Genomic DNA, 18,120 nt, shown 5'->3' on the forward strand with positions numbered 1-18,120 from the left:
GGGTTGTGGAAATTGCTAGAGCTGCACCGACGCGTGGCCGATGCCCGGGAATTCGGCGGTGACGAGGTCGCCCTCGCCCGCTTCGAGAATGCCGACCCAGGTGCCGGTCGTGACCACGGTGCCGGCCGCGACGGTCTGGCCGTGGCGCGTGGCATGGCGCAGCCACGCGGGCAGCAGCCAGGCGGGGTCGCCGAGCGAATGCGTGCCGCGGCGCACCACGCTCGCGCGCGCGCCGATGCGCACCTCGCAGGCCTGCGCGGCCCAGTCGCGGGCCACGAACGGCACCCACTCGCCGAGCACCAGCGCGCCGTGCGATTGCAGGTCGGCCAGCTTGCACAGCGCGGGCGCGTCGAGGGCCTCCTGCCAGCGGGAATCGACGATCTCGATCGAGACCGTCATGGCGCCGACCAGGGCGCGTGCGCTGTCCGCGTCGAGCTTCGATGCCGACGCCGCATCGACGTCGCGCCCGATGCGCAGCGCGATCTCGGCCTCGATGCCCCGGAGGTGGAACGGCCAGTCGCCGGCCGTCGCCGGGCTGGTCCACACGCCGCGCGGCGGCAGCGGCGCATGCGTCAGCACGGCATCGCGCGACGGGCCGCCGGCCTTCCAGTACCGGGGCGGCGCCACACCGAACCAGCCGAGCGCCTGCGCCACCTGCTGCTGCACGGCGTAGGCCTCGTCGGCCTGCGCGAGCCCTCCGGCCACCTCTGCCGCCGGGCTCGCGACGTGCGCGCCGCGCGCACGCACCAGCGCCTGCGCGACCGCGTCGATCGTTGAATGGGACATATCGGGTTCCTCCAGTGATCCCAGGAAAAAAATCAGAAGTGCGCGTGCAACGGCGCGAGCCCCTTCACTTCCGCCCGCACAGCCGTGCCCTGCGAAGCGAACAACATGCCGGTGCATGAACCGGTCGTCACGACCTGGCCGGCCCGCAGGCCTTCGCCCCGGGCCGCGCCTTCGTTGGCCAGCCACACGAGCAGCGCGCCGACATCGGGGTGCGTGTGCTCCCCGACCGTGTGGGCGACGACCTGCGCGTCGAAATGCATCACGACCTCGGTCTGCGCGAGGTCGAGCCACGCACGCTCGAAGGGCGCGGGCTCGCCGAGCACGAGACCGCCGTGGCACAGCAGGTCGGCCAGCAGCGCAGAAGGGCTGGCGTCGAGCCAGTCGATCAGGCGGGTTTCGGCCACCTCGATCACGGGCAGCACCGCGTCGATGGCATCGGCGACCTCGTCGCGGGTGTAGGGCAACCCACGCGGCGGCAGGTCGGCGCCGAGGCGGAACGCGAGCTCGGCCTCGACGCCGCGCAGATGCCATGCACCGCCGACCAGCGACGCGCCGCCGGGCACCAGCCCTTCGGCCGGCAGCGGCGCGCACACGGGCTCGCGGCCCGGCGCGCTCGCGCCGACCTTCCAGCCGCCGACCGCGCCAAGCGCCGCCAGCGTCGCGTCCTGGATGGCGTAGGCAGCGCGCCGGTCGTGCGACGGCAGCAGCGCCGACATCACGCGCCGCCCGTCGCGCCGCGCGCGGCACAGCGCCTGTGCGGCCTCGGCCGGCGCGAGCTGCGCCGCCACGGCCTCGGCCAGCGTCACAACGCGGGGAAGCGCCGCCACGGATGGGCCTGTTCGAACGAGCGCGCGAGCGCGAGCAAGGCGTCGTCCGCGCCTTCACGTGCCACGAGCTGCACGCCGACCGGCAGCGGCCCTGCAAAGCCGCAGGGCAGCGCGATGGCGGGCAGGCCCACGGCGTTCGCGAAGCCGGCGAACACCGCATGGCCGCGCGGGCCGACCTCGCGCCCGTCGATGCGCGTGGGATGCGTCTCGCCGGCGGGCCAGGGCAGCGCGGCGGCGGCGGGCGTGAGCAGGAAGTCGTAGCGGTCGAACAGCTGCGCCAGCGTGTTGCGCAGCCGCTCGGCCTCGTACAGCAGCTCGAACAGCTCGCTCGCGCTGGCCTTGCGGCCGTTCTCGGCGTTCGCCTGCATCGCGGGGCCGAACAGCGAGGCGTCGAAGGGCCGGCTCGACAGCTCCTGCGGATGCGCCACCAGCCAGGCCAGGCCGACCTGCGCCAGCAGCGGCCAGCGCTGGTTGACCGCCTCGGCGATGCCGAAGTCCTGCGCGGTCGTCACCTCGTGGCCGAGTTCGGCCATGTGCCGTGCGGCGGCTTCAGTGAGCGCCGCGATCTGCGGATCGACCGGGTGATCGCCGAAGCGTGGGATGAAGAGGATGCGCGCGCGTCGCGGGCCCGCGCCCTCCTCCACCGGCCGGTCGCCGATCACCTGCATCACCGCCGCCACGTCGGCCACGCTGCGCGCGATCGGGCCCGCGACCTCGAAGCCCAGGAAGATCGGCGGCAGCCCGTCGCCGCGCGGGACGCGGGCGCGCGAGGGCTTGAAGCCGACCAGGTTGGTGTGCGAGGCCGGCCGGCGGATGGAGCCGCCGCCGTCGGTGCCCAGCGCAATGGGACAGCCGCCCGCGGCCACCAGCGCCACCGCGCCGCCCGACGAACCGCCGGGCGTGAGCGCCGGGTCCCACGGGTTGCCGGTGGGGCCGAACACCGGGTTGTCGGTGTAGCCCTGCATCGTGAACTCGGGCACGTTGGTCTTGCCGAAGATCACGGCGCCGGCCTCGCGCAGCCTGGCCACCGGCAGCTCGTCGCGCTCGGCCAGCACACCGGCCAGCGCGCGGCTGCCCCAGTGCGTCGGCAGGCCGCGCACCTGCAGGTTGTCCTTGATGGTGACGGGCACGCCGTCGAGCGCGCCCAGCGCCCGGCCGCTGCGCCAGCGCGCGCTGCTCTGCTCCGCCGCATGCGTGGCGCCTTCGCTGTCGAGCGTGATGAGCGCGTTCAGCCGCGGGTTGACCTCGGCGCTGCGCTGCAGGCAGGCATGCAGCGCGTCGGTCGGGGTGAACGCCGCATCGCGAAAGCCTGCGGCGAGCTCGGTCGCGGTGAGTTGCCAGAGCGATGGCATACCGGGCTACTTGAGACCGACCACCGGGCCGACGACCTGCTTCCAGGTGGCCGAGCACTTGTCGTAGGACTTGTCGCAGAGTTCGCTCCAGATCGGCAGCGACACCGTGGTCAGCGCGTCGCGGATCATCTGCTGGTCGCCCGGCTTCACCGGCACGTCCTTCATCGCGAACTTCTTGACGGTCTTGCACGGCTCCTTGCCGACATTGCAGCGCGAGGCATCGTCGAACAGCTCCTTCGAGTAGCCCCACACCTCGGTCTCGAACTTGCGGAAGGCGTCGGTGAGCTTCGTCTTCTGCTCGGCGCTCAGCGCGTTCCACTTCTGCAGGTTGATCGCATACGCGTTGAGCGCGATCTGGAAGCCGATCGGCATGAAGTGCGTGGTGACCTCGGGCCAGCCGGCCGAGTTGGCCGAGCTCGGGCCGGTGATGGCGCAGTCGGTCACGCCGCGCTCCAGCGCCTGCTGCGTCTCGCCGAAGGGAATGGTCACGGGAATGCCGCCGAGCTTTTCGATGAACTTGGCGAGCGACTGGTCGTACACGCGCACCTTCTTGCCCTTCAGGTCCGCCAGGCCACCGATCGCCACCTTGCAGAACACCACCTGCGGGCCGAAGGGATAGATGCCCAGCAGCTTGCCGCCGTGGCGCTCCTGCAGCCGCTTGTCGAAAGCGTCGCGGTAGGCGTCGACCACCTTGCGCGCCACCTCGTAGTCGGTCGACAGCCCCACGATGTCGGGCCCCAGGAAGAAGGGCTCGTCGCGCGACACCTGCGCCAGGCGCAGGGTGACGATGTCGAACAGGCCCGACTTCAGCACGCGCAGGCCGTCGGCATCTTTCACGCCCAGCACGTCCATCGGCTTGTAGTCGGCGTCGATGGGCAGCCCCGTGTTCTTCGCGAAGTTCTCGAAGAAGGGTTGCTCCTTGGTCTGCTGGATCAGCCCGGTGGCGACCAGGTTGCCGGCCACGCGCAGGCGGGCGTTGTCCGCGTGCGCCGGCAGTGCCAGCGCCAGGGTGGCCGCGATCAGCGGGAGAACGAATTTCAGTTGCATGCCTGACTCCTTGAAAGGTTGAAAGGTGGTTCGAGAGCGGGAGAAAAAGGGGCCGTCACTTGCCGAACAGCAGGTTCGGCAGGTAGGTCGCGATCCAGGGGTTGTGGATCAGGATCGCGGTCATCACGACCATGGCGACGAAGAAGGGCAAGGTGCCCTGGAACACGTCGTTGATCGAGCCTTCGCCGCGCACGCCCTGGATCACGTAGAGCGTCATGCCGATCGGCGGGCTGATCAGCGAGATCTCGCACATCAGCACCATGAAGACGCCGAAGAACACCGGGTCGATGCCCGCGGCCTGCACGATGGGGAACACCACCGGCAGCGTGCCGACCAGCATCGGCATCGTCTCCAGCGCGATGCCGAGCACCAGGTACAGCGCCGCCAGCATCCACAGCAGCATGATGGGCGACACGTCGGCCGACTTGATGAGGCTGGCCAGCGCCTGCGGCACGCCCAGCATCGAGAGCACGAAGTTCAGGTACAGCGCCGCCACCAGGATCAGCGCCGTCATCGCGGTGAGCCGCATGGTCGAGCGGAAGCACTCGTGCAGCATCGAAACGTTCAGCTTGCGGTAGCCCGCCGCGATGGGCAGGCAGACGATCACGCCCAGCGCCGCGCTTTCGGTGACGGTGGCCCAGCCCGTGTAGATGCCGCCCATCACCACCGCGAACACGGCCAGCGGGCCCAGCAGGTGCACCGAGTGGCGCAGCTTCTCCGCCAGCGCGGTGCGGCCCTCGCGGATGCCCGCCACCGACGGCCGCCACACGCAGATCGCCAGGATCGTGAGCAGGAACAGCACCGTCATGATCGCGCCGGGCAGGATGCCGGCCATGTACAGCCGCGCCGCCGAGGTGTTGGTCATCGAGCCGTAGATGATGAAAGCCACCCCGGGCGGAATCAGGTTGCCCAGGCTGGCGCCGGCGGCGATGGTGCCCAGAACCATGCGCTGGTCGTAGTTGCGGTTCTTGAAGGCGGGCAGCGCAACCGTCGAGATGGTGGCCGCGGTGGCCACCGACGAGCCCGACACCGCGGAGAACAGCGCCGATGCACCGATGTTGGTGTGCAGCAGCCCGCCCGGCATGCGGTTGAGCCACTGGCCCAGCGACTGGTACATCTTGTCGGTGGCACCGCCGCGCATCAGGATCTCGCCCAGCAGGATGTACAGCGGGATCGACAGCAGCAGGTAGTCTTCGCCGGCGGCCCAGAGCTGCTCGCCGACGGCGTTGATGGCGGGCATGCCGAAGTGGATCAGCGACCCGAGCAGGCCGACGACCAGCATCGTGGTCGCGACATGGAAGCCCAGGAACATCAGGCCCAGCATGATGGCCAGGCCGGCCAGGATTTCGAGCGGCCCGATCACGAGGCGGCTCCGGTGGCGTTGGTGACATTGGCGGCGGCGGCATGCGCGGTCGACGCCTGCGCCGGGGCCTTGATCTGGACCTCGGTCTCGGCCTCGATCTCTTCCTCGAGCGTCTGCGGACCGAAGCGCTCGTTGAGCTCGCCCGTGCGGCGCCGCACGAACAGGCGCAGCGCATCGAAGGCCGCCCAGGCCGCGACCAGCGCGAACATCAGGTAGCCGCCGAGCCAGATCGATTGCGGAATCCACATCGGCGTGGCGAGCGGCGTGGCGGCCGTGCTTTGCAGTTCGATGCTCTCGACCACGACGTTGTAGCCGCGCCAGAGGCACAGCACCGCCAGCGCCGCGAGGCTCACCATCGCGAGCATGTTGAGCAGCGCGCGCGTGCCGACCGAGAAGCGCGACAGCAGAAAGTCGACCCGCGTGTGGCTGCGCGTGATCAGCGTGTAGGCGAAGCCGAAGGCGCCGACGATGCCGTAGGTGTACGAGCCGATCTCGTCGATGCCCTGCAGGCTGAACGAGAACACCTTGCGGCCGAGCATTTCGACGCAGGTCATGACGGACAGCGCGATCAGCCACCAGCCGCAGGCGATCACGGTCCAGTCGCAGACCCGCGTCAGCGTTCGGCTGATGCCGTGCTGTGGGAGCAATGTTTTCATGGTTTTTTGCAAGGAGGTGCGGTTGAAGGGCAAGCCATTGGAGCGCGCGCCGCACGCGCGCAGCGGACTATCCCGCTGCGCGGGACGGTCGGAAAAACGGCTTAGGAATCAAGCACTTGGCGCGCTGCGCCAGTGGAATGCGCGCGCCTCAGCGGGCGCGACCGCCGTAGGCGGCGGTGATCTCGTCGGCGGCGGCGCGCACGGTGGCGCCCAGGTGCGGGAAGTCGGTGCTCTTGATGCGCTGCGTCGGGCCGACCAGCGAGATCGCCCCGAAGGGCTGGCCATGCTCGTCGCGGATGGCCGCGGCAATGCAGCGCAGGCCGACGGCGTTCTGCTCGTCGTCGATCGCATGGCCCGCGCGGCGCACTTCGCCCAGCGTTTCGTGCAGCCGCGAGGCGCGCGCGATCGTGTTGTTCGTGAGCTTGGGCAGGCCGTAGGTGCGCAGGTACTGCAGCACGTCGTCTTCCGACATCGCCGCCAGGATCGCCTGCCCCATCGCGGTGCCATGCAGCGGCGCACGAAAGCCCGGCTTGCCGATGGCACGCATGAGTTCGCGGCTCTCCACCTGCGTGACGAAGACGATGTCGCCCAGGTCGGCAATGCCCAGGTTGATGCTCTCGCCCGTGCTGTCGCGCAGCCGGCGCATCACCGGCAGCGCCAGGTGCGCGATGCGGCGGCGGCGCCCGAAGGCCGCGCCCACCGAGAAGCAGCGCACGCCCACGTACCAGAGGTTGGTCTCGCGATCGAACTGCACGAAGCGCCGCTGCTCGAGCGTGGTGAGCAGCCGGTGCGCGGTGGACGACGACAGGCCCGTGTGCGCCGCGATGTCGACCAGCCGGAAGCCCTCGTCGTCTTCGGCCAGGAGTTCGAGCAGCTGCATGGCGCGCGTGAGCGACTGCACGGTGCTGTCGTTGTCGCGGTCGATGCGGGTGACCTTGGGGGCCTTGGCGGAGGTGCGCGGCGAGCTGGCTGTCATGGCGTGCCTTGTGCAAATTGCGTGCCATCCGGCCTGCCCGTCCGGCACGCGATCTGGCCGCCGATGGTCTGCGACGAACGATCTGTCAACCACGGTGTTTGCACCAATGTCGACATTTCTTGATACAGCGCTCACCCGATGCGCCCCGCAGGCGTGCATCGCGCCCGTCCCCACGGTGCGCCCACACGCACGGCAGTGCCCTACCATCGCGGGCATCTTCTTCCTGCCCGCGCCGGTCACACGGATGCCATGATGCCCAGCGATCTCCCGCGTTTCTTCGGCTTCGGCGCCTCGCGCGCCACCCCACGCGGTGTGATCAGCCTGCTGAACCGCTACCAGCGCGCGCTGCTGTACGTGGGCGGCGCCGTCACCTCGCTCGTGCTGCTGGCCGCCACCGGCGTGATGCTCTCGTCGCAGGTGCGCGACTACGTCGCCGAACGGCAGGCCGAGTTCAGTGCGCGCAAGGCGCTGCTTCACCTCGAACTCTTCGTGCGCCAGGGCTCGGCGCGGATCAACATCTTTCACGAGGAAGGCGCCTGGGAGCGGCGCGCACGCGCGCCGCAGTCGCTGGTCGACGCCTTTGCCGCGCACGAGGGCCGGCTGGTGCTGCCCAGCAACAAGGACTTCCCGCCGATGCTGCTGCTGGGCGACCTCTCGGCGCAGCGCCCGGCCGACAGCTTCGCGCAGTACCTCGGGCTGGCCGAAGAGGTCGGCTACCGCTCGGCGGCCTACACGAAGACGCTGACGCTGCACTCCAGCTACTTCTACGCGCCCGACCTGCGCTTCCTGGCCGTGGTGCCGGCCCCCGCCGCGGCCGACCTGTTCGAGCGCCACGGCGCGCGCAGCACCGAAGACCTGCTCCAGCGCATCGCGCCGCCCGAGCTCGGCGACCTGAGCGACCCCGCCGTCGTCGCCCGCCTGCGCGACAGCGGCACGGCCGTGTGGCTGCCGCCGGCCGTGAGCCCCTTCACCGGCGAGACGGTGCTGCGGCTGGCGCAGCCCGGCTTCCACGACGGCAAGCCCTTCGTCGTGCTGGTGAACGACTACCCGCTGGACATCATCACCGCGCACCTGTCGAACGAGCGCCACGACGAGGCCTCGATGTTCGTGGACCCGTCGGGCCGGGTGATCGCCGAGACGCACGGCCCCAGCGGCACCGAAGGCCTGCAGGCGCGCGCGCTGCAGCTCTCGCAGCCGTCGCTGGCCGCCAACGGCGCCACGCTGCAGTACCGCGACGGCCTCTTCACGCTGCGCGCCCCGATCGCCGACGCCAACTGGACCTACCTCTACGCCTTCTCGTGGCGCACCATCGCGTCCGAGCTGGGCCTGCGGCTGGCGCTCTATGCGGGCGCCATGCTGCTGCTCATCGCCTTCGTCTGGGCCGCGCTGCTCCTGCTCGACCGCAAGGTGTTCCGGCCGGGCTATGCGCGCTCCCAGCGCATCGTGGAGAGCGAGAACCTCAACCGCACCATGGTCGCGACCACGCCCTCGGGCCTGGCGCTGCTGCGCTACCCCTCGGGCGAGGTGCTGCTGCAGAACCAGGTGATGCAGGCCTGCACCGACAACGCGCGGCCCGAAGACCCGCCCCTGCCGCAGCGCCTGCTGCGCCTGTACGACGACGCGCCCGGCGCTCCCGAATGGCTGCCCGACCTGGAGCTGCCCGTGACGCTGGCCAGCGGCGAAGTCACCGAGCTGCTGGTGAGCGTGGTGCGCACCAAGTACCAGGGCAGCGACGTGCTGCTGTGCAACTTCTCCGACATCACGACGCGCAAGAACGCCGAGCGTGCACTCGAAAGCGCGCGCGAGGCCGCGCACCAGGCCAACCATGCGAAGTCGGCCTTCCTGGCCATGATGAGCCACGAGATCCGCACGCCGCTGAACGCGATCATGGGCAACCTCGAGCTGCTGCAGCGCTCACCGCTGTCGGCCGCGCAGAACGAGCGGCTCGGCGCCGTGACGTCGTCGTCGACCGCGCTGCTGGGCATCATCAACGACATCCTCGACTTCTCGAAGATCGAGTCGGACCAGATGCGGCTGGAGTCGATCCGCTTCGACCTCGCGGACACCGCGCGGCAGGTGATCGCGGTCTTCACGCCGCTGGCGCAGGCCAAGCGCCTGGCGCTCGATTGCGTGATCGACGACGCCCTCGCCCCGCACCACCTCGGCGACCCGACGCGCCTGCGCCAGTTGCTGATGAACCTGCTGAGCAACGCCATCAAGTTCACCGACACCGGCGACGTGCTGCTCGAGGTCTACCTGAAGGACGACGCCGACCCCGCCTCGCCGGTGGTGATCGGCGTGAGCGACACCGGCATCGGCATGACGGCGGCGCAGCAGAAGGCGCTCTTCGAGCCCTTCACGCAGGCCGACAGCAGCATCGCGCGCCGCTTCGGCGGCACCGGCCTGGGGCTGGCGCTGTGCCGCCGGCTGGCCGGGCTCATGGGCGGCGACATCCAGGTGGTGAGTTCGCCGGGCAAGGGCAGCACCTTCCTGGTCACGCTGCCGCTGCCGGCCGCGCCCGCCCTGCCCCCGCGCGCGCCCGCACCGCCGGCGGCCAGCGCCGACACGGCTGCGCCGGCGGCGCACATCCTCGTGGTGGACGACCATCCGGCCAATCGCGAGCTGGTAAAGATGCAGCTCGAGGCGCTGGGCTACACCTCCGACCAGGCCTCGGGCGGCCTGCAAGCGCTCGACCTGTTCGCCCAGCGGCGGCACGACCTCATCATCACCGACATCAACATGCCGGGCATGGACGGCTACACGCTGGCACGCGCGCTGCGCGCACAGGGCTCGCGCGTGCCCATCGTGGCGCTCACGGCCGACGTCGCGGTGCGCGAACGCGAACGCTGCGAATCGGCGGGCATCGACACCGCGCTGATCAAGCCCATCCTGCTGGACACGCTCGACCAGACCGTGCGGCAGTTGACCCTGCGCGACCCCGAGGCCGCACCATTGGCCGGCGCCCGGCGGCAGGACATCGCCCAGGGCACCCTGCCCGTGTCGGTGCACCGGCCGCTCGTGCAGTCGCTGGCCGATGCCGCGGCGGCCATCCGCGCGGCGCTGGACGCCGGCGACAGCGCCGCGCTCGGTGCCGGGCTGCATTCGCTGCGCGGCGCCTTCGCGCTGATCCACGAAGCGGGACTCGCGGCCGACTGCGTCGCGATGGAAGCGCAGCTGCGCGACGCCGACCTGCCCGCGCTGGCGCAGGCCTTCGAGCGCTTCGAACCGGCGGCGCGCGCCGCGCTCGCACGCCGGGCGCCCGAGGGCGCGGCCGCGGCCTGAAGCCGCCCGGGTCCGAACCCGTTTTCGGACCCGATCCGATCCGCCGGCGCCCCCGGTCCTAGCCCTTCGGGCCCCGCGTCTTACAAATTAGGACGGGTCCTATGCATTGGCGGCCCGCTATCGGATCAGGCCGCTTAACGCAGGACCGACGCCCTCCTAAAGTCCAGTCATCCCCTGCTGGCACCGCCCGAGGCACCCGCCACCGGCCCCTTTTTCAGACGTCCCCGACGCCGGGGGCCGGGCGTTCGACAGCAGCCCTTCCTGCACGCGGCGCGCGCAGGTTCGATCCCTCTGTGTTCCACAGGTCCGCCATGAAGCCATTCAATCTCCGCGTCCTAATCGCGGACGACCATCCCGCCGTTCGCATCGGCATCGAGAGCACGCTGCGCGAAAGCCAGGCGGTCACCGTCGTGGGCGCCGCGCGCGACTCCACCGAGATGATGGAGATGCTCAAGCAGCACGACTGCCAGATCCTGGTGTCCGACTACGCCATGCCCGGCGGCCTGCACGGCGACGGCATCGCGCTGTTCGCGCTGGTGCGCCAGCGCTACCCGCGGCTGAAGATCGTGGTGATGACCATGCTGGACAACCCCGGCATCATCCATTCGCTGCTGGACATCGGCGTGCCCTGCATCCTGAACAAGGCCGACTCGGTGAGCCACCTGCTGCCGGCCGTGCATGCGGCCTACGCGAGCGGACGCTACCTGTCGCCCAGCATGGCGGAGATCGCCGCGCGCACCGCGCCGCACCGCACCGACACCCAGCCGCACGCCATGCTCTCCAAGCGCGAGCTCGAGGTGGTGCGCATGTTCGTGTCGGGCCTCACGGTGACGGAAATTGCCGAGCGGCTGCACCGCAGCAAGAAGACCATCAGCACGCAGAAGGGCTCGGCCATGGCCAAGCTCGGCATCCTGCGCGACATGGACCTCGTGCGCTACGGTATGGAGACGGGGCTCATGAGCACCTCGGCGGCACCGCCGGGCCTGCCGGCGCTGCCCTGGCCCTGAGGCCACGCGCGGGTCAGCCTTGCGGCGCGCCCGTCACCGTGGCCGTCAGGCCGTTTTCGAGCGCGTAGCGCAGCAGGTCGACATCGCGCTCGATGCCCAGCTTTTCCATCGCCTTGGTCTTTTGCGTGCTGATGGTCTTCTTGCTGCGATGCAGCTGCTCGGCGATCTCGTTGATCGTGAGCCCCGACGCATACAGCCGCACCACCTCCGACTCGCGCTGGCTCAGCACGCCCGCGGCGTTGCGGCTGCGCACCTCCCAGTCGATGGTGCGCACCACCGCGTCCATGGTCGGCGAGTAGTACGTGCCGCCGGTGCGGGCGGCGTGGATGGCGGGAATCAGGTGCGCCACCGCATCCGATTTGCTCACGATGCAGCGGATGCCGCTGGACACCAGCGAGTGCAGCACCGCCGGGTTGTCCAGCATGGTCATCACCACGATCTGCGTGTCGGGAAAGCGCCGCTTCACCAGCTTGAACAGCGGCACGCCGTCGCCGAACTCGCCGGCCGGCATCGCGTAGTCGGACACCAGCACGTCGCAGGGCGTGGTCTCCAGCAGCGCCATGAGCCCGGTCGAATTGGCCACCTCGCCCACCAGCGTGAGGGTCTCGACCGACGCCAGCTCGTGCCGGACCCCGGCCAGCATGCCGGGATGGTCGTCGGCCAGAACGACGCGGATTTCGAAGCGGTCCATTGCCATTGTTTTTTCCCTTTCGCTTGCCGGCGTGGCCGGCGGACGAGGGTCCGGGCGCTGCGCCGGGGCATCTTACCCGCCGGTCCTGCGCGGGCAGGCCGCGTCGCGCAGGTGAAAGGCTCAGGCGGTTTCGGTGGGCGGCGCCGCAGCAGCGGCCTGCGAAGCGCGCGCGCCCGAGGCCGACAGCATGTCGCCCGGGAAGGCCTGCGCGATGGCCTGGAGCGCCGCGTGCGCGGCTTTCTTGCCAGCGTCGTCCGAGGTCCGGTAGGCGCGCAGCAGCGACACCTCCTCGCGGCTCACCGACAGGTCTTCGGTGCAGGTGGGCATGCCGGTCACGACGTACAGCACGTCGATGCCGATGACGGCCATGGTGGCCAGGTAGGCCGCGTCGGGATGGCGCGCGCCCTTTTCGAAAGCCTCCTGCACGGAGGCATCGACGCCACCGAGCACCGCGAAGGCGGCGGCGCTCAGGCCGAGCCTGCAGCGCTCCATGGACAGGCGGTGTCCGATCATCCGCATGAGCGCGCTCCCCATGAAGGGTCGAGGCCCCATCCGCCTGCGATCTTGATCAAGGCCAAATGCGACCGCCTGCTCAAAGGAAGTCGTCGTTCCGAGCCATGGCCGATGGCTTATTTGCCAGCACCAAAGCGCCGAACAACGCGCTTCGCCGCGTGCAGCCGGTTGCCTGCATTCGCTTGCCACGCAGGAATTCCCACAATTTCTTGATCCACAAGATATTCGTCATCGACGACCTCCAAAAAATATTCAATCCAGCGCCCTTGCACAGGTGCCAGAGAGGCGACAAAGGTAATTTTTCAATCCTATGTTTTCAGCCTCAAAAATCCAATCGGACCTGTCTGAAAATCGCTCGCACGGTGCTTGCCTATTGGCAGCTCATCGTGAAGGTCGCGCGGCCATTGGCACTGCCGCTCTTCACTGTCGATTTGCAGGGCAGCCTTGCCGACCCAGCGATCTGTTCGCAGGAGATCCACTCCACCCGAATAGATGATTTATTTTTCATCGACACCTATGACTGCAAAACACAGATGGAAATTTCAGAAACCCTCGCTCATCGGCTCAGCCGAATCCTGAAAAATAAAGGCCTGCATAGGACCAGTCCTATAAACAGAAGCACTCCTGGAATTCACGGAAATCCACGCGCAATTCGCCCTACCATTCCAGTCGATTGTTTTTAATTCGCGTCCTTTTCGCCATTTTTTTCGCCATGTCCCCGCCCGCCCTCCCCGCCAGCGCCCCTGCGGCCCCGACACCTTCCCGGCAGGCCCAGGAGTTGGACCTGCTGCGCCGCTACCAGCACGCCCTGCTCTATGGCGGCGGCGCGCTGCTGTCGCTGCTGATCGTGCTGGCCGCGGGGCTCGTGCTGTACAACGCCGCCGCCAATGCGCTCGCGAACCTGCGTACCACGCTGGCCGCACACAGCGCGCAGATGCAGCTCGACATCGAGGAAAAGCAGGCGGCGATGCGCCGCGGCGTGGTGAATGCCGAGCTGCTCTGGAACAGCCAGGCGCCGCCGGCCGCCGGCACGCTGGAGGCCTTCGTGCGCGACGGAGGCCAGGTGGTCCTGCAGGCCGGGGCCCAGCTGACACCGGCCATCGCCGCGGTCGACACCGCCGACACCGATGACCTGCACGCGTTCGCCCCCTACCTGGGCATGCTCGAAATGCAGGCCTACAGCGTCACCGCCGTCGCACAGCTGCGCAATTCGCCGCTGGGCGCCTACGCCTACACCCCCGACCACCGCCTGCTCACGCTGATGCCCGCGCCCGAAGGCGGCCTGCAGGGCGCGCTGGCCCGCACCGGCCTGCCGGACACCGCCGCGCTCATCGCGCGCCTGAGCTACGACATCGGCGATCTCGCCAGCGACCCGGCGCTCGCCGCGCAGTGGCGCACGCAGCGGCGCGTCGCCTGGCAGCCGCCGGCGCCCGACCTGCTGGCACCGGGGGCATCGCCCTTCAAGCTGGTGCAGCCCGGGTTCGACGCCCAGGGTCGTCCTTTCATGGTGTTCGTGAGCAACCTGCCCTCGGGCGTGCTGCAGGACCGCCTGCGCCACACGCCGCCAGACACGGCCGCCCTGCTGGTCGACGCGCAGGGCCGGGTGCTGCTCTCGGCCGACCGCACCGGCGACGCCATCGACGGCGCCGCGCTGATGGCCACGGCGCTGGCCCACAGCCTGCGCCAGGCCGGCCCCACGCTGCCGCGCGAAACCTACCGCGCGGGCGTGTTCAGCCTCTCGACGCCGCTGGCCGGCACCGGCTGGTCGCTGGTGTACGCCTATTCGTGGCGCACGGTCTTCGCCACGCTGAAGCCGCAGCTGCTGCGCTACGGCGGCGCCACGCTGGTGGTGCTGGGCACGCTCTGGGGCCTGCTGCTGCTCTTCAGGCGCAAGCTGCTGGAGCCCGCCTACCGCCGCTCGCAGCGGGTGTTCGAGAGCGAGCAGCTCAACCGCGCGATCATCGCCACCTCGTCGTTCGGCGTCTGCCTGATCGCGCTCGACGACGAGCGCGTGCTGCTGCAGAACACCCTGATGGAACACTATGCGGCGGCCACCGCGCCGCCCGAGCCGCTGCACCGCCAGATGGCCGCGCTCTACCGCGAACGCGCCCAGGGCGGCACGCTGCACGACGCCGACATGCCGCTGGCGCTGAAGAACGGCCAGGCCTGCGAGCTGCTGCTGCAATGCACGCGCACGCGCTACCAGGGCGCGGACGCCCTGCTGTGCAGCTTTGCCGACACCACCGAGCGCAACGAACTCGACAAGAAGCGCGAAGAAGCCCGCGAGGCGGCCGAAGCGGCCAACCGCGCCAAGTCGGTGTTCATCGCCACCATGAGCCACGAGATCCGCACGCCGCTGAACGCGGTGCTGGGCAACCTCGAACTGCTCGGCCAGGGCGCGCCGCCCGAGGTGCAGGCCCGGCGCCTGCAGTCGGTGCGCCAGGCCTCGCGCACCCTGCTCGAGATCGTCAACAACATCCTCGACCTGTCGAAGATGGAATCGGGCCACCTCAAGCTCGAAACCACGCGCGTGGCGCTGCCCGAGATCGTGCAGGCTTGCGCGCAGATGTTCGAGCCCTCGGCGCACTCCAAGGGACTGCGGCTCGACTGCGTGGTGCACCCGGGCCTGGCCGCCGGCTATGAAGGCGACCCGACGCGCATCCGCCAGATCGTCGTCAACCTGCTGAGCAACGCGATCAAGTTCACGGCCTCGGGCACGGTGACGCTGGAGGTCGAGCCGCTGTCGCCGGGGCAGGCCTCGCCGCTGGCGATCCGCGTGGCCGACACCGGCATGGGCGTGCCGCCCGAGCAGATTCCCCAGCTGTTCGACATCTACATGCAGGCCTCGGCCTCGACCGCGCGCGAGTTCGGCGGCTCGGGGCTGGGGCTGTCGATCTGCCAGCGGCTGGCGCGCAAGATGGGCGGCACGATCGCAGTAAGCAGCCAGCCCGGCGCGGGCTCGTGCTTCACGGTGAGCTTGCCGCTGGTGGCGCTGGCGCCCGAAGTTGTCGCGCCATCGGACACCCGTGCTGCCCTGCCCTTGCGTCCCGTGCGCCTGCTGGTCGTGGACGACCATCCGGCCAACCGGGCGCTCATCAGCGACCAACTCGACGCGCTCGGCGTCGCCGCCGACGTGGCGCCCGACGGCGAGGCCGCGCTGGCCCTGTTCGCCGCGCAGCGCTACGACCTCGTGCTGACCGACCTGAACATGCCCGGCATGGACGGCTACACGCTGGCCCGCCGGCTGCGCGAGCACATGCCGTCGATCCCGCTCGTCGCCATCACGGCGCACCTGGAGCAGGAGGGCTACCAGCAATGCTCGCTGGCGGGTTTCGCGGGGGTGCTGCTCAAGCCGGTGCTGCTGCCGGCACTGGAGCAGGCGATCCTCAAGACGCTGGGCGCGGCTGCGCCGCCACGGGTGGCCAGCGCCCCGGTCGCGCCTGCGCAAGCGCCGCACGCACCGCTCGACGCACGCCTGCACGACGCGATGGTCTCGTCGCTGGCCTCCTCCGCGCAGCAGGTCCACAAAGCCCTGGCGACCGGTGACCGGCGCGTCATCGGCGACGAGTTGCATGCGGTGCGCGGCGCCTTCGCCATGATCGGCGAGCCGGCCATCGCCGCGATGTGCGGCCGGCTCAGCGCCGTGGTGAAGCAGGAGGACATGACAGTGATCGCCCCCGGCTGGACCGCGCTGCAGGCAGCCGCCGAAGCGGTGCTGGCGCGACGCGCGGCCTGAGCGCGCGTCGCCCGATCGTCAATCGGCGTTCCGCTGCGCCTGCGGGCGCCCCGCCGCATACCGCAGCAGCGCTGCGTACTGCACGAAGGCCGACTCGGCCATCGGCGCGGCGTGCTGCGCACCCTGCGTGAAGTGGCACCCGAGGCTGCGGGCCAACGCGAGGTCATGCTCGCCGTCGACGCCCTTCACGAGCAGCGTCGCGTGCTGTTCGCGCGCCATCGCGATCACGCTCGCGAGGATGTGGCGGGCATGCGGGTTCTCGCGCGCTTGCGCGAGCTGGCGCGCGTCGATCTGGAGCTCGCTGAACGGCACCTTGAACCAGCGGCTCAGGGTCGAGTCGCCCTGGCCGAAGCGGTCGATGGCGCAGTGGAACCCGCGCAGCCGCAGGTGCGCGACCGCGCCGGCCAACACCTCGTTGCAGCGCGCGCCGCCGTCTTCGGCGATCTCCAGCACGAGCTGGTCGGCGGCGATGCCGGCGCGTTCGGCCTGCTCGGCCACGCCCTGCGCCCAGGACACCGAGGCGGCCACCGACGCGGGTACGCGCACGCCCAGGCGCAGGCCGTGGTCCTTGTGCATGTAGCCGAGCAGTTCGAAGGCGCACTCGAGCATGCGCTGCACCAACGCCTTTTGCAGGCCGACCTGTGCAATGGCGGGCAGGAAGTCGGCCGCGGGCAGCCAGGTGTCGTCGGGCCGGTACCAGCCCGGCTGCAGTTCGGCGCCGTGCAGCACGCCCGTGCGCGCGCAGTGCCGAGGCTGGAAGTGGGCGGCGATCTGGCGCGTGGCCAGCGCCTCGCGCAGGACTGCTTCCGTGAACGCCGGTGCGCCGTTCGCAGGTGGGGCGCTCCCGCGCCGCAGCCCGGCCCGGTGGCGCCGTTCGCGCGCCATGGCCTGCGCCGCCGACGCCATCGTGACCATGGTGCGCGGCTTGGCGATCGCCGAGAGCACGCGCGCGCCGCGGGCCCGGGCGTAGTCTTGCACCGCCTGCAGGATGCGCGGCAGCTGGGCGCTCATGAGCACCAGCGCCGCGGGGCTGCCGGCCTCGACCACCGCGTCGATCATCTGCAGGCCCGTCAGCTCGGGCGTGTCGATGTCCACCACCAGCAGGTCGTGGCGCCGGTGCTGTACTGCCTCGACAAAGCCATGGCCGCTGCGCGTCACGTCCACGCGGGGAATGCCGGCGTAGCGCATGAAAGTGGCCAGCGCGAGGCCGGTGCGTTCGACCTGGTCGATCACGAGTGCGTGTCTGATCATGGCGAGCCTTGGAGGGGGAAGAGGATGTTCTGCATCTTCCCGGGGGCGGCAAAAATCCCCCATCGGCCCAGTCCGAAACTCGCGGCCGATTCCGTAGGACTTCGGCTGGACCCTGTTGCCACGCAGCAACTGTTGCCAATCCTGAGCAAGGCCGCATCTGGCGGTACGATGCGCGGGATCGAATCGACCGACATTCCACCCCACTTCGCCTGCCGCAAAGGAGCCTCGATGGCCGGACCTTCCCCCACCTTGACGCGCGGCACCACCTCGCTGGACAAGACCCTGAAAAAGAGCGAGCAGGTGGCCGCCGATGTGCAGCGCGCCTCGGACAACCTCGCCGTCGTGAGCACCGTGCTGGAACAGGAACTGCCGGACGAGGTCCAGGTCGGCGAGGTGGCGCAGGCCATCGAGCACACCAGCCAGCTCGAGGAAAAACTCGCCCAGTCGGCCGAGAAACTGGCCGAAGTGAATGCGGCGCTGAGCGAGGAAATCGAGAAGCGCCTCGAAGTGACCGCCGAGCGCGACGAGAGCCAGGCGCTGGCCGAGCAGCTCAAGGCGCGCATCCGCACCCAGGCGACGTCGGACAAGCGCTGATCGCCGTTGTTTCCGCACGGTTTGCGTGCGTCGTTCTCC

Annotated in this window: 15 protein-coding genes; 5 read left to right on the forward strand and 10 right to left on the reverse strand. The window is 69.9% G+C overall.

Translation table 11 applies throughout. The features are described from left to right. Positions 1-15: 15 nt before the first annotated feature. From AC1RL8_RS02940 to AC1RL8_RS02970, 7 genes are all read right to left on the reverse strand, one after another. The gene (locus tag AC1RL8_RS02940; protein ID WP_492687165.1) at positions 16-786 is read right to left on the reverse strand and encodes a fumarylacetoacetate hydrolase family protein; all 771 of its coding nucleotides are present in this window, start codon (positions 784-786) and stop codon (positions 16-18) included. 32 nt (positions 787-818) lie between these two features. Continuing rightward, entirely contained in the window at positions 819-1,613 is a 795-nt protein-coding gene (locus AC1RL8_RS02945) for a 2-keto-4-pentenoate hydratase (RefSeq protein ID WP_492687166.1), read from the reverse strand. Continuing rightward, positions 1,589-2,965: an amidase gene (locus tag AC1RL8_RS02950; RefSeq protein WP_492687167.1), complete on the reverse strand. Its 1,377-nt coding sequence runs from the start codon at positions 2,963-2,965 to the stop codon at positions 1,589-1,591. The genes AC1RL8_RS02945 and AC1RL8_RS02950 overlap by 25 nt, the downstream gene beginning before the upstream one ends. Positions 2,966-2,971: 6 nt before the next feature. Continuing rightward, positions 2,972-4,012 (reverse strand): TRAP transporter substrate-binding protein, encoded by a 1,041-nt coding sequence (locus tag AC1RL8_RS02955; protein WP_492687168.1) that lies wholly within the window; start codon positions 4,010-4,012, stop codon positions 2,972-2,974. 55 nt (positions 4,013-4,067) lie between these two features. Next, complete coding sequence (locus AC1RL8_RS02960) at positions 4,068-5,375, reverse strand: TRAP transporter large permease (RefSeq protein ID WP_062482466.1); 1,308 nt, start codon at positions 5,373-5,375, stop codon at positions 4,068-4,070. Beyond that, complete coding sequence (locus AC1RL8_RS02965) at positions 5,372-6,031, reverse strand: TRAP transporter small permease subunit (RefSeq protein ID WP_492687169.1); 660 nt, start codon at positions 6,029-6,031, stop codon at positions 5,372-5,374. Before AC1RL8_RS02965 ends, AC1RL8_RS02960 begins: the two co-directional genes overlap by 4 nt. A 148-nt stretch (positions 6,032-6,179) precedes the next feature. Beyond that, positions 6,180-7,007: an IclR family transcriptional regulator gene (locus tag AC1RL8_RS02970; protein ID WP_159271724.1), complete on the reverse strand. Its 828-nt coding sequence runs from the start codon at positions 7,005-7,007 to the stop codon at positions 6,180-6,182. Between the two features lie 252 nt (positions 7,008-7,259). On the opposite strand from AC1RL8_RS02970, the gene AC1RL8_RS02975 reads away from it, so the two are divergent. Together AC1RL8_RS02975 and AC1RL8_RS02980 are read left to right on the forward strand one after the other, a co-directional pair. After that, entirely contained in the window at positions 7,260-10,289 is a 3,030-nt protein-coding gene (locus AC1RL8_RS02975; RefSeq protein WP_492687170.1) for a hybrid sensor histidine kinase/response regulator, read from the forward strand. Between the two features lie 311 nt (positions 10,290-10,600). After that, positions 10,601-11,296: a response regulator gene (locus AC1RL8_RS02980; RefSeq protein ID WP_492687171.1), complete on the forward strand. Its 696-nt coding sequence runs from the start codon at positions 10,601-10,603 to the stop codon at positions 11,294-11,296. A 13-nt stretch (positions 11,297-11,309) separates the two neighbouring features. Here AC1RL8_RS02980 and AC1RL8_RS02985 read toward each other — a convergent pair whose 3' ends face one another. Then, complete coding sequence (locus tag AC1RL8_RS02985; RefSeq protein ID WP_159276876.1) at positions 11,310-11,987, reverse strand: LuxR C-terminal-related transcriptional regulator; 678 nt, start codon at positions 11,985-11,987, stop codon at positions 11,310-11,312. A gap of 120 nt (positions 11,988-12,107) precedes the next feature. Then, entirely contained in the window at positions 12,108-12,506 is a 399-nt protein-coding gene (locus AC1RL8_RS02990) for a helix-turn-helix domain-containing protein (RefSeq protein WP_492687172.1), read from the reverse strand. A gap of 98 nt (positions 12,507-12,604) precedes the next feature. Between AC1RL8_RS02990 and AC1RL8_RS02995 the strand changes: the two genes are divergently transcribed. Together AC1RL8_RS02995 and AC1RL8_RS03000 are read left to right on the forward strand one after the other, a co-directional pair. Further along, entirely contained in the window at positions 12,605-13,183 is a 579-nt protein-coding gene (locus AC1RL8_RS02995) for a hypothetical protein (RefSeq protein WP_492687173.1), read from the forward strand. A gap of 29 nt (positions 13,184-13,212) precedes the next feature. Continuing rightward, on the forward strand, positions 13,213-16,236 hold the full coding sequence (locus AC1RL8_RS03000; protein ID WP_492687174.1) for an ATP-binding protein: 3,024 nt from the start codon (positions 13,213-13,215) through the stop codon (positions 16,234-16,236). 18 nt (positions 16,237-16,254) lie between these two features. Here AC1RL8_RS03000 and AC1RL8_RS03005 read toward each other — a convergent pair whose 3' ends face one another. After that, on the reverse strand, positions 16,255-17,487 hold the full coding sequence (locus tag AC1RL8_RS03005; protein WP_492687175.1) for an EAL domain-containing response regulator: 1,233 nt from the start codon (positions 17,485-17,487) through the stop codon (positions 16,255-16,257). Between the two features lie 228 nt (positions 17,488-17,715). On the opposite strand from AC1RL8_RS03005, the gene AC1RL8_RS03010 reads away from it, so the two are divergent. Further along, the gene (locus AC1RL8_RS03010; protein ID WP_070060782.1) at positions 17,716-18,081 is read left to right on the forward strand and encodes a hypothetical protein; all 366 of its coding nucleotides are present in this window, start codon (positions 17,716-17,718) and stop codon (positions 18,079-18,081) included. Positions 18,082-18,120: the final 39 nt, after the last annotated feature.

Source organism: Variovorax sp. GW822-FHT04E09 (assembly GCF_058800845.1).

Bases quoted from the DNA above. Each gene is read 5' to 3' on its own strand.
- AC1RL8_RS02970 (WP_159271724.1), bottom strand. From the start codon at position 7,007: ATGACAGCCAGCTCGCCGCGCACCTCCGCCAAGGCCCCCAAGGTCACC.
- AC1RL8_RS02955 (WP_492687168.1), bottom strand. From the start codon at position 4,012: ATGCAACTGAAATTCGTTCTCCCGCTGATCGCGGCCACCCTGGCGCTG.
- AC1RL8_RS02980 (WP_492687171.1), top strand. From the start codon at position 10,601: ATGAAGCCATTCAATCTCCGCGTCCTAATCGCGGACGACCATCCCGCC.
- AC1RL8_RS02985 (WP_159276876.1), bottom strand. From the start codon at position 11,987: ATGGACCGCTTCGAAATCCGCGTCGTTCTGGCCGACGACCATCCCGGC.
- AC1RL8_RS02995 (WP_492687173.1), top strand. From the start codon at position 12,605: ATGGCCGATGGCTTATTTGCCAGCACCAAAGCGCCGAACAACGCGCTT.
- AC1RL8_RS03000 (WP_492687174.1), top strand. From the start codon at position 13,213: ATGTCCCCGCCCGCCCTCCCCGCCAGCGCCCCTGCGGCCCCGACACCT.
- AC1RL8_RS02940 (WP_492687165.1), bottom strand. From the start codon at position 786: ATGTCCCATTCAACGATCGACGCGGTCGCGCAGGCGCTGGTGCGTGCG.
- AC1RL8_RS03010 (WP_070060782.1), top strand. From the start codon at position 17,716: ATGGCCGGACCTTCCCCCACCTTGACGCGCGGCACCACCTCGCTGGAC.
- AC1RL8_RS02950 (WP_492687167.1), bottom strand. From the start codon at position 2,965: ATGCCATCGCTCTGGCAACTCACCGCGACCGAGCTCGCCGCAGGCTTT.
- AC1RL8_RS02990 (WP_492687172.1), bottom strand. From the start codon at position 12,506: ATGCGGATGATCGGACACCGCCTGTCCATGGAGCGCTGCAGGCTCGGC.
- AC1RL8_RS02975 (WP_492687170.1), top strand. From the start codon at position 7,260: ATGCCCAGCGATCTCCCGCGTTTCTTCGGCTTCGGCGCCTCGCGCGCC.
- AC1RL8_RS03005 (WP_492687175.1), bottom strand. From the start codon at position 17,487: ATGATCAGACACGCACTCGTGATCGACCAGGTCGAACGCACCGGCCTC.
- AC1RL8_RS02965 (WP_492687169.1), bottom strand. From the start codon at position 6,031: ATGAAAACATTGCTCCCACAGCACGGCATCAGCCGAACGCTGACGCGG.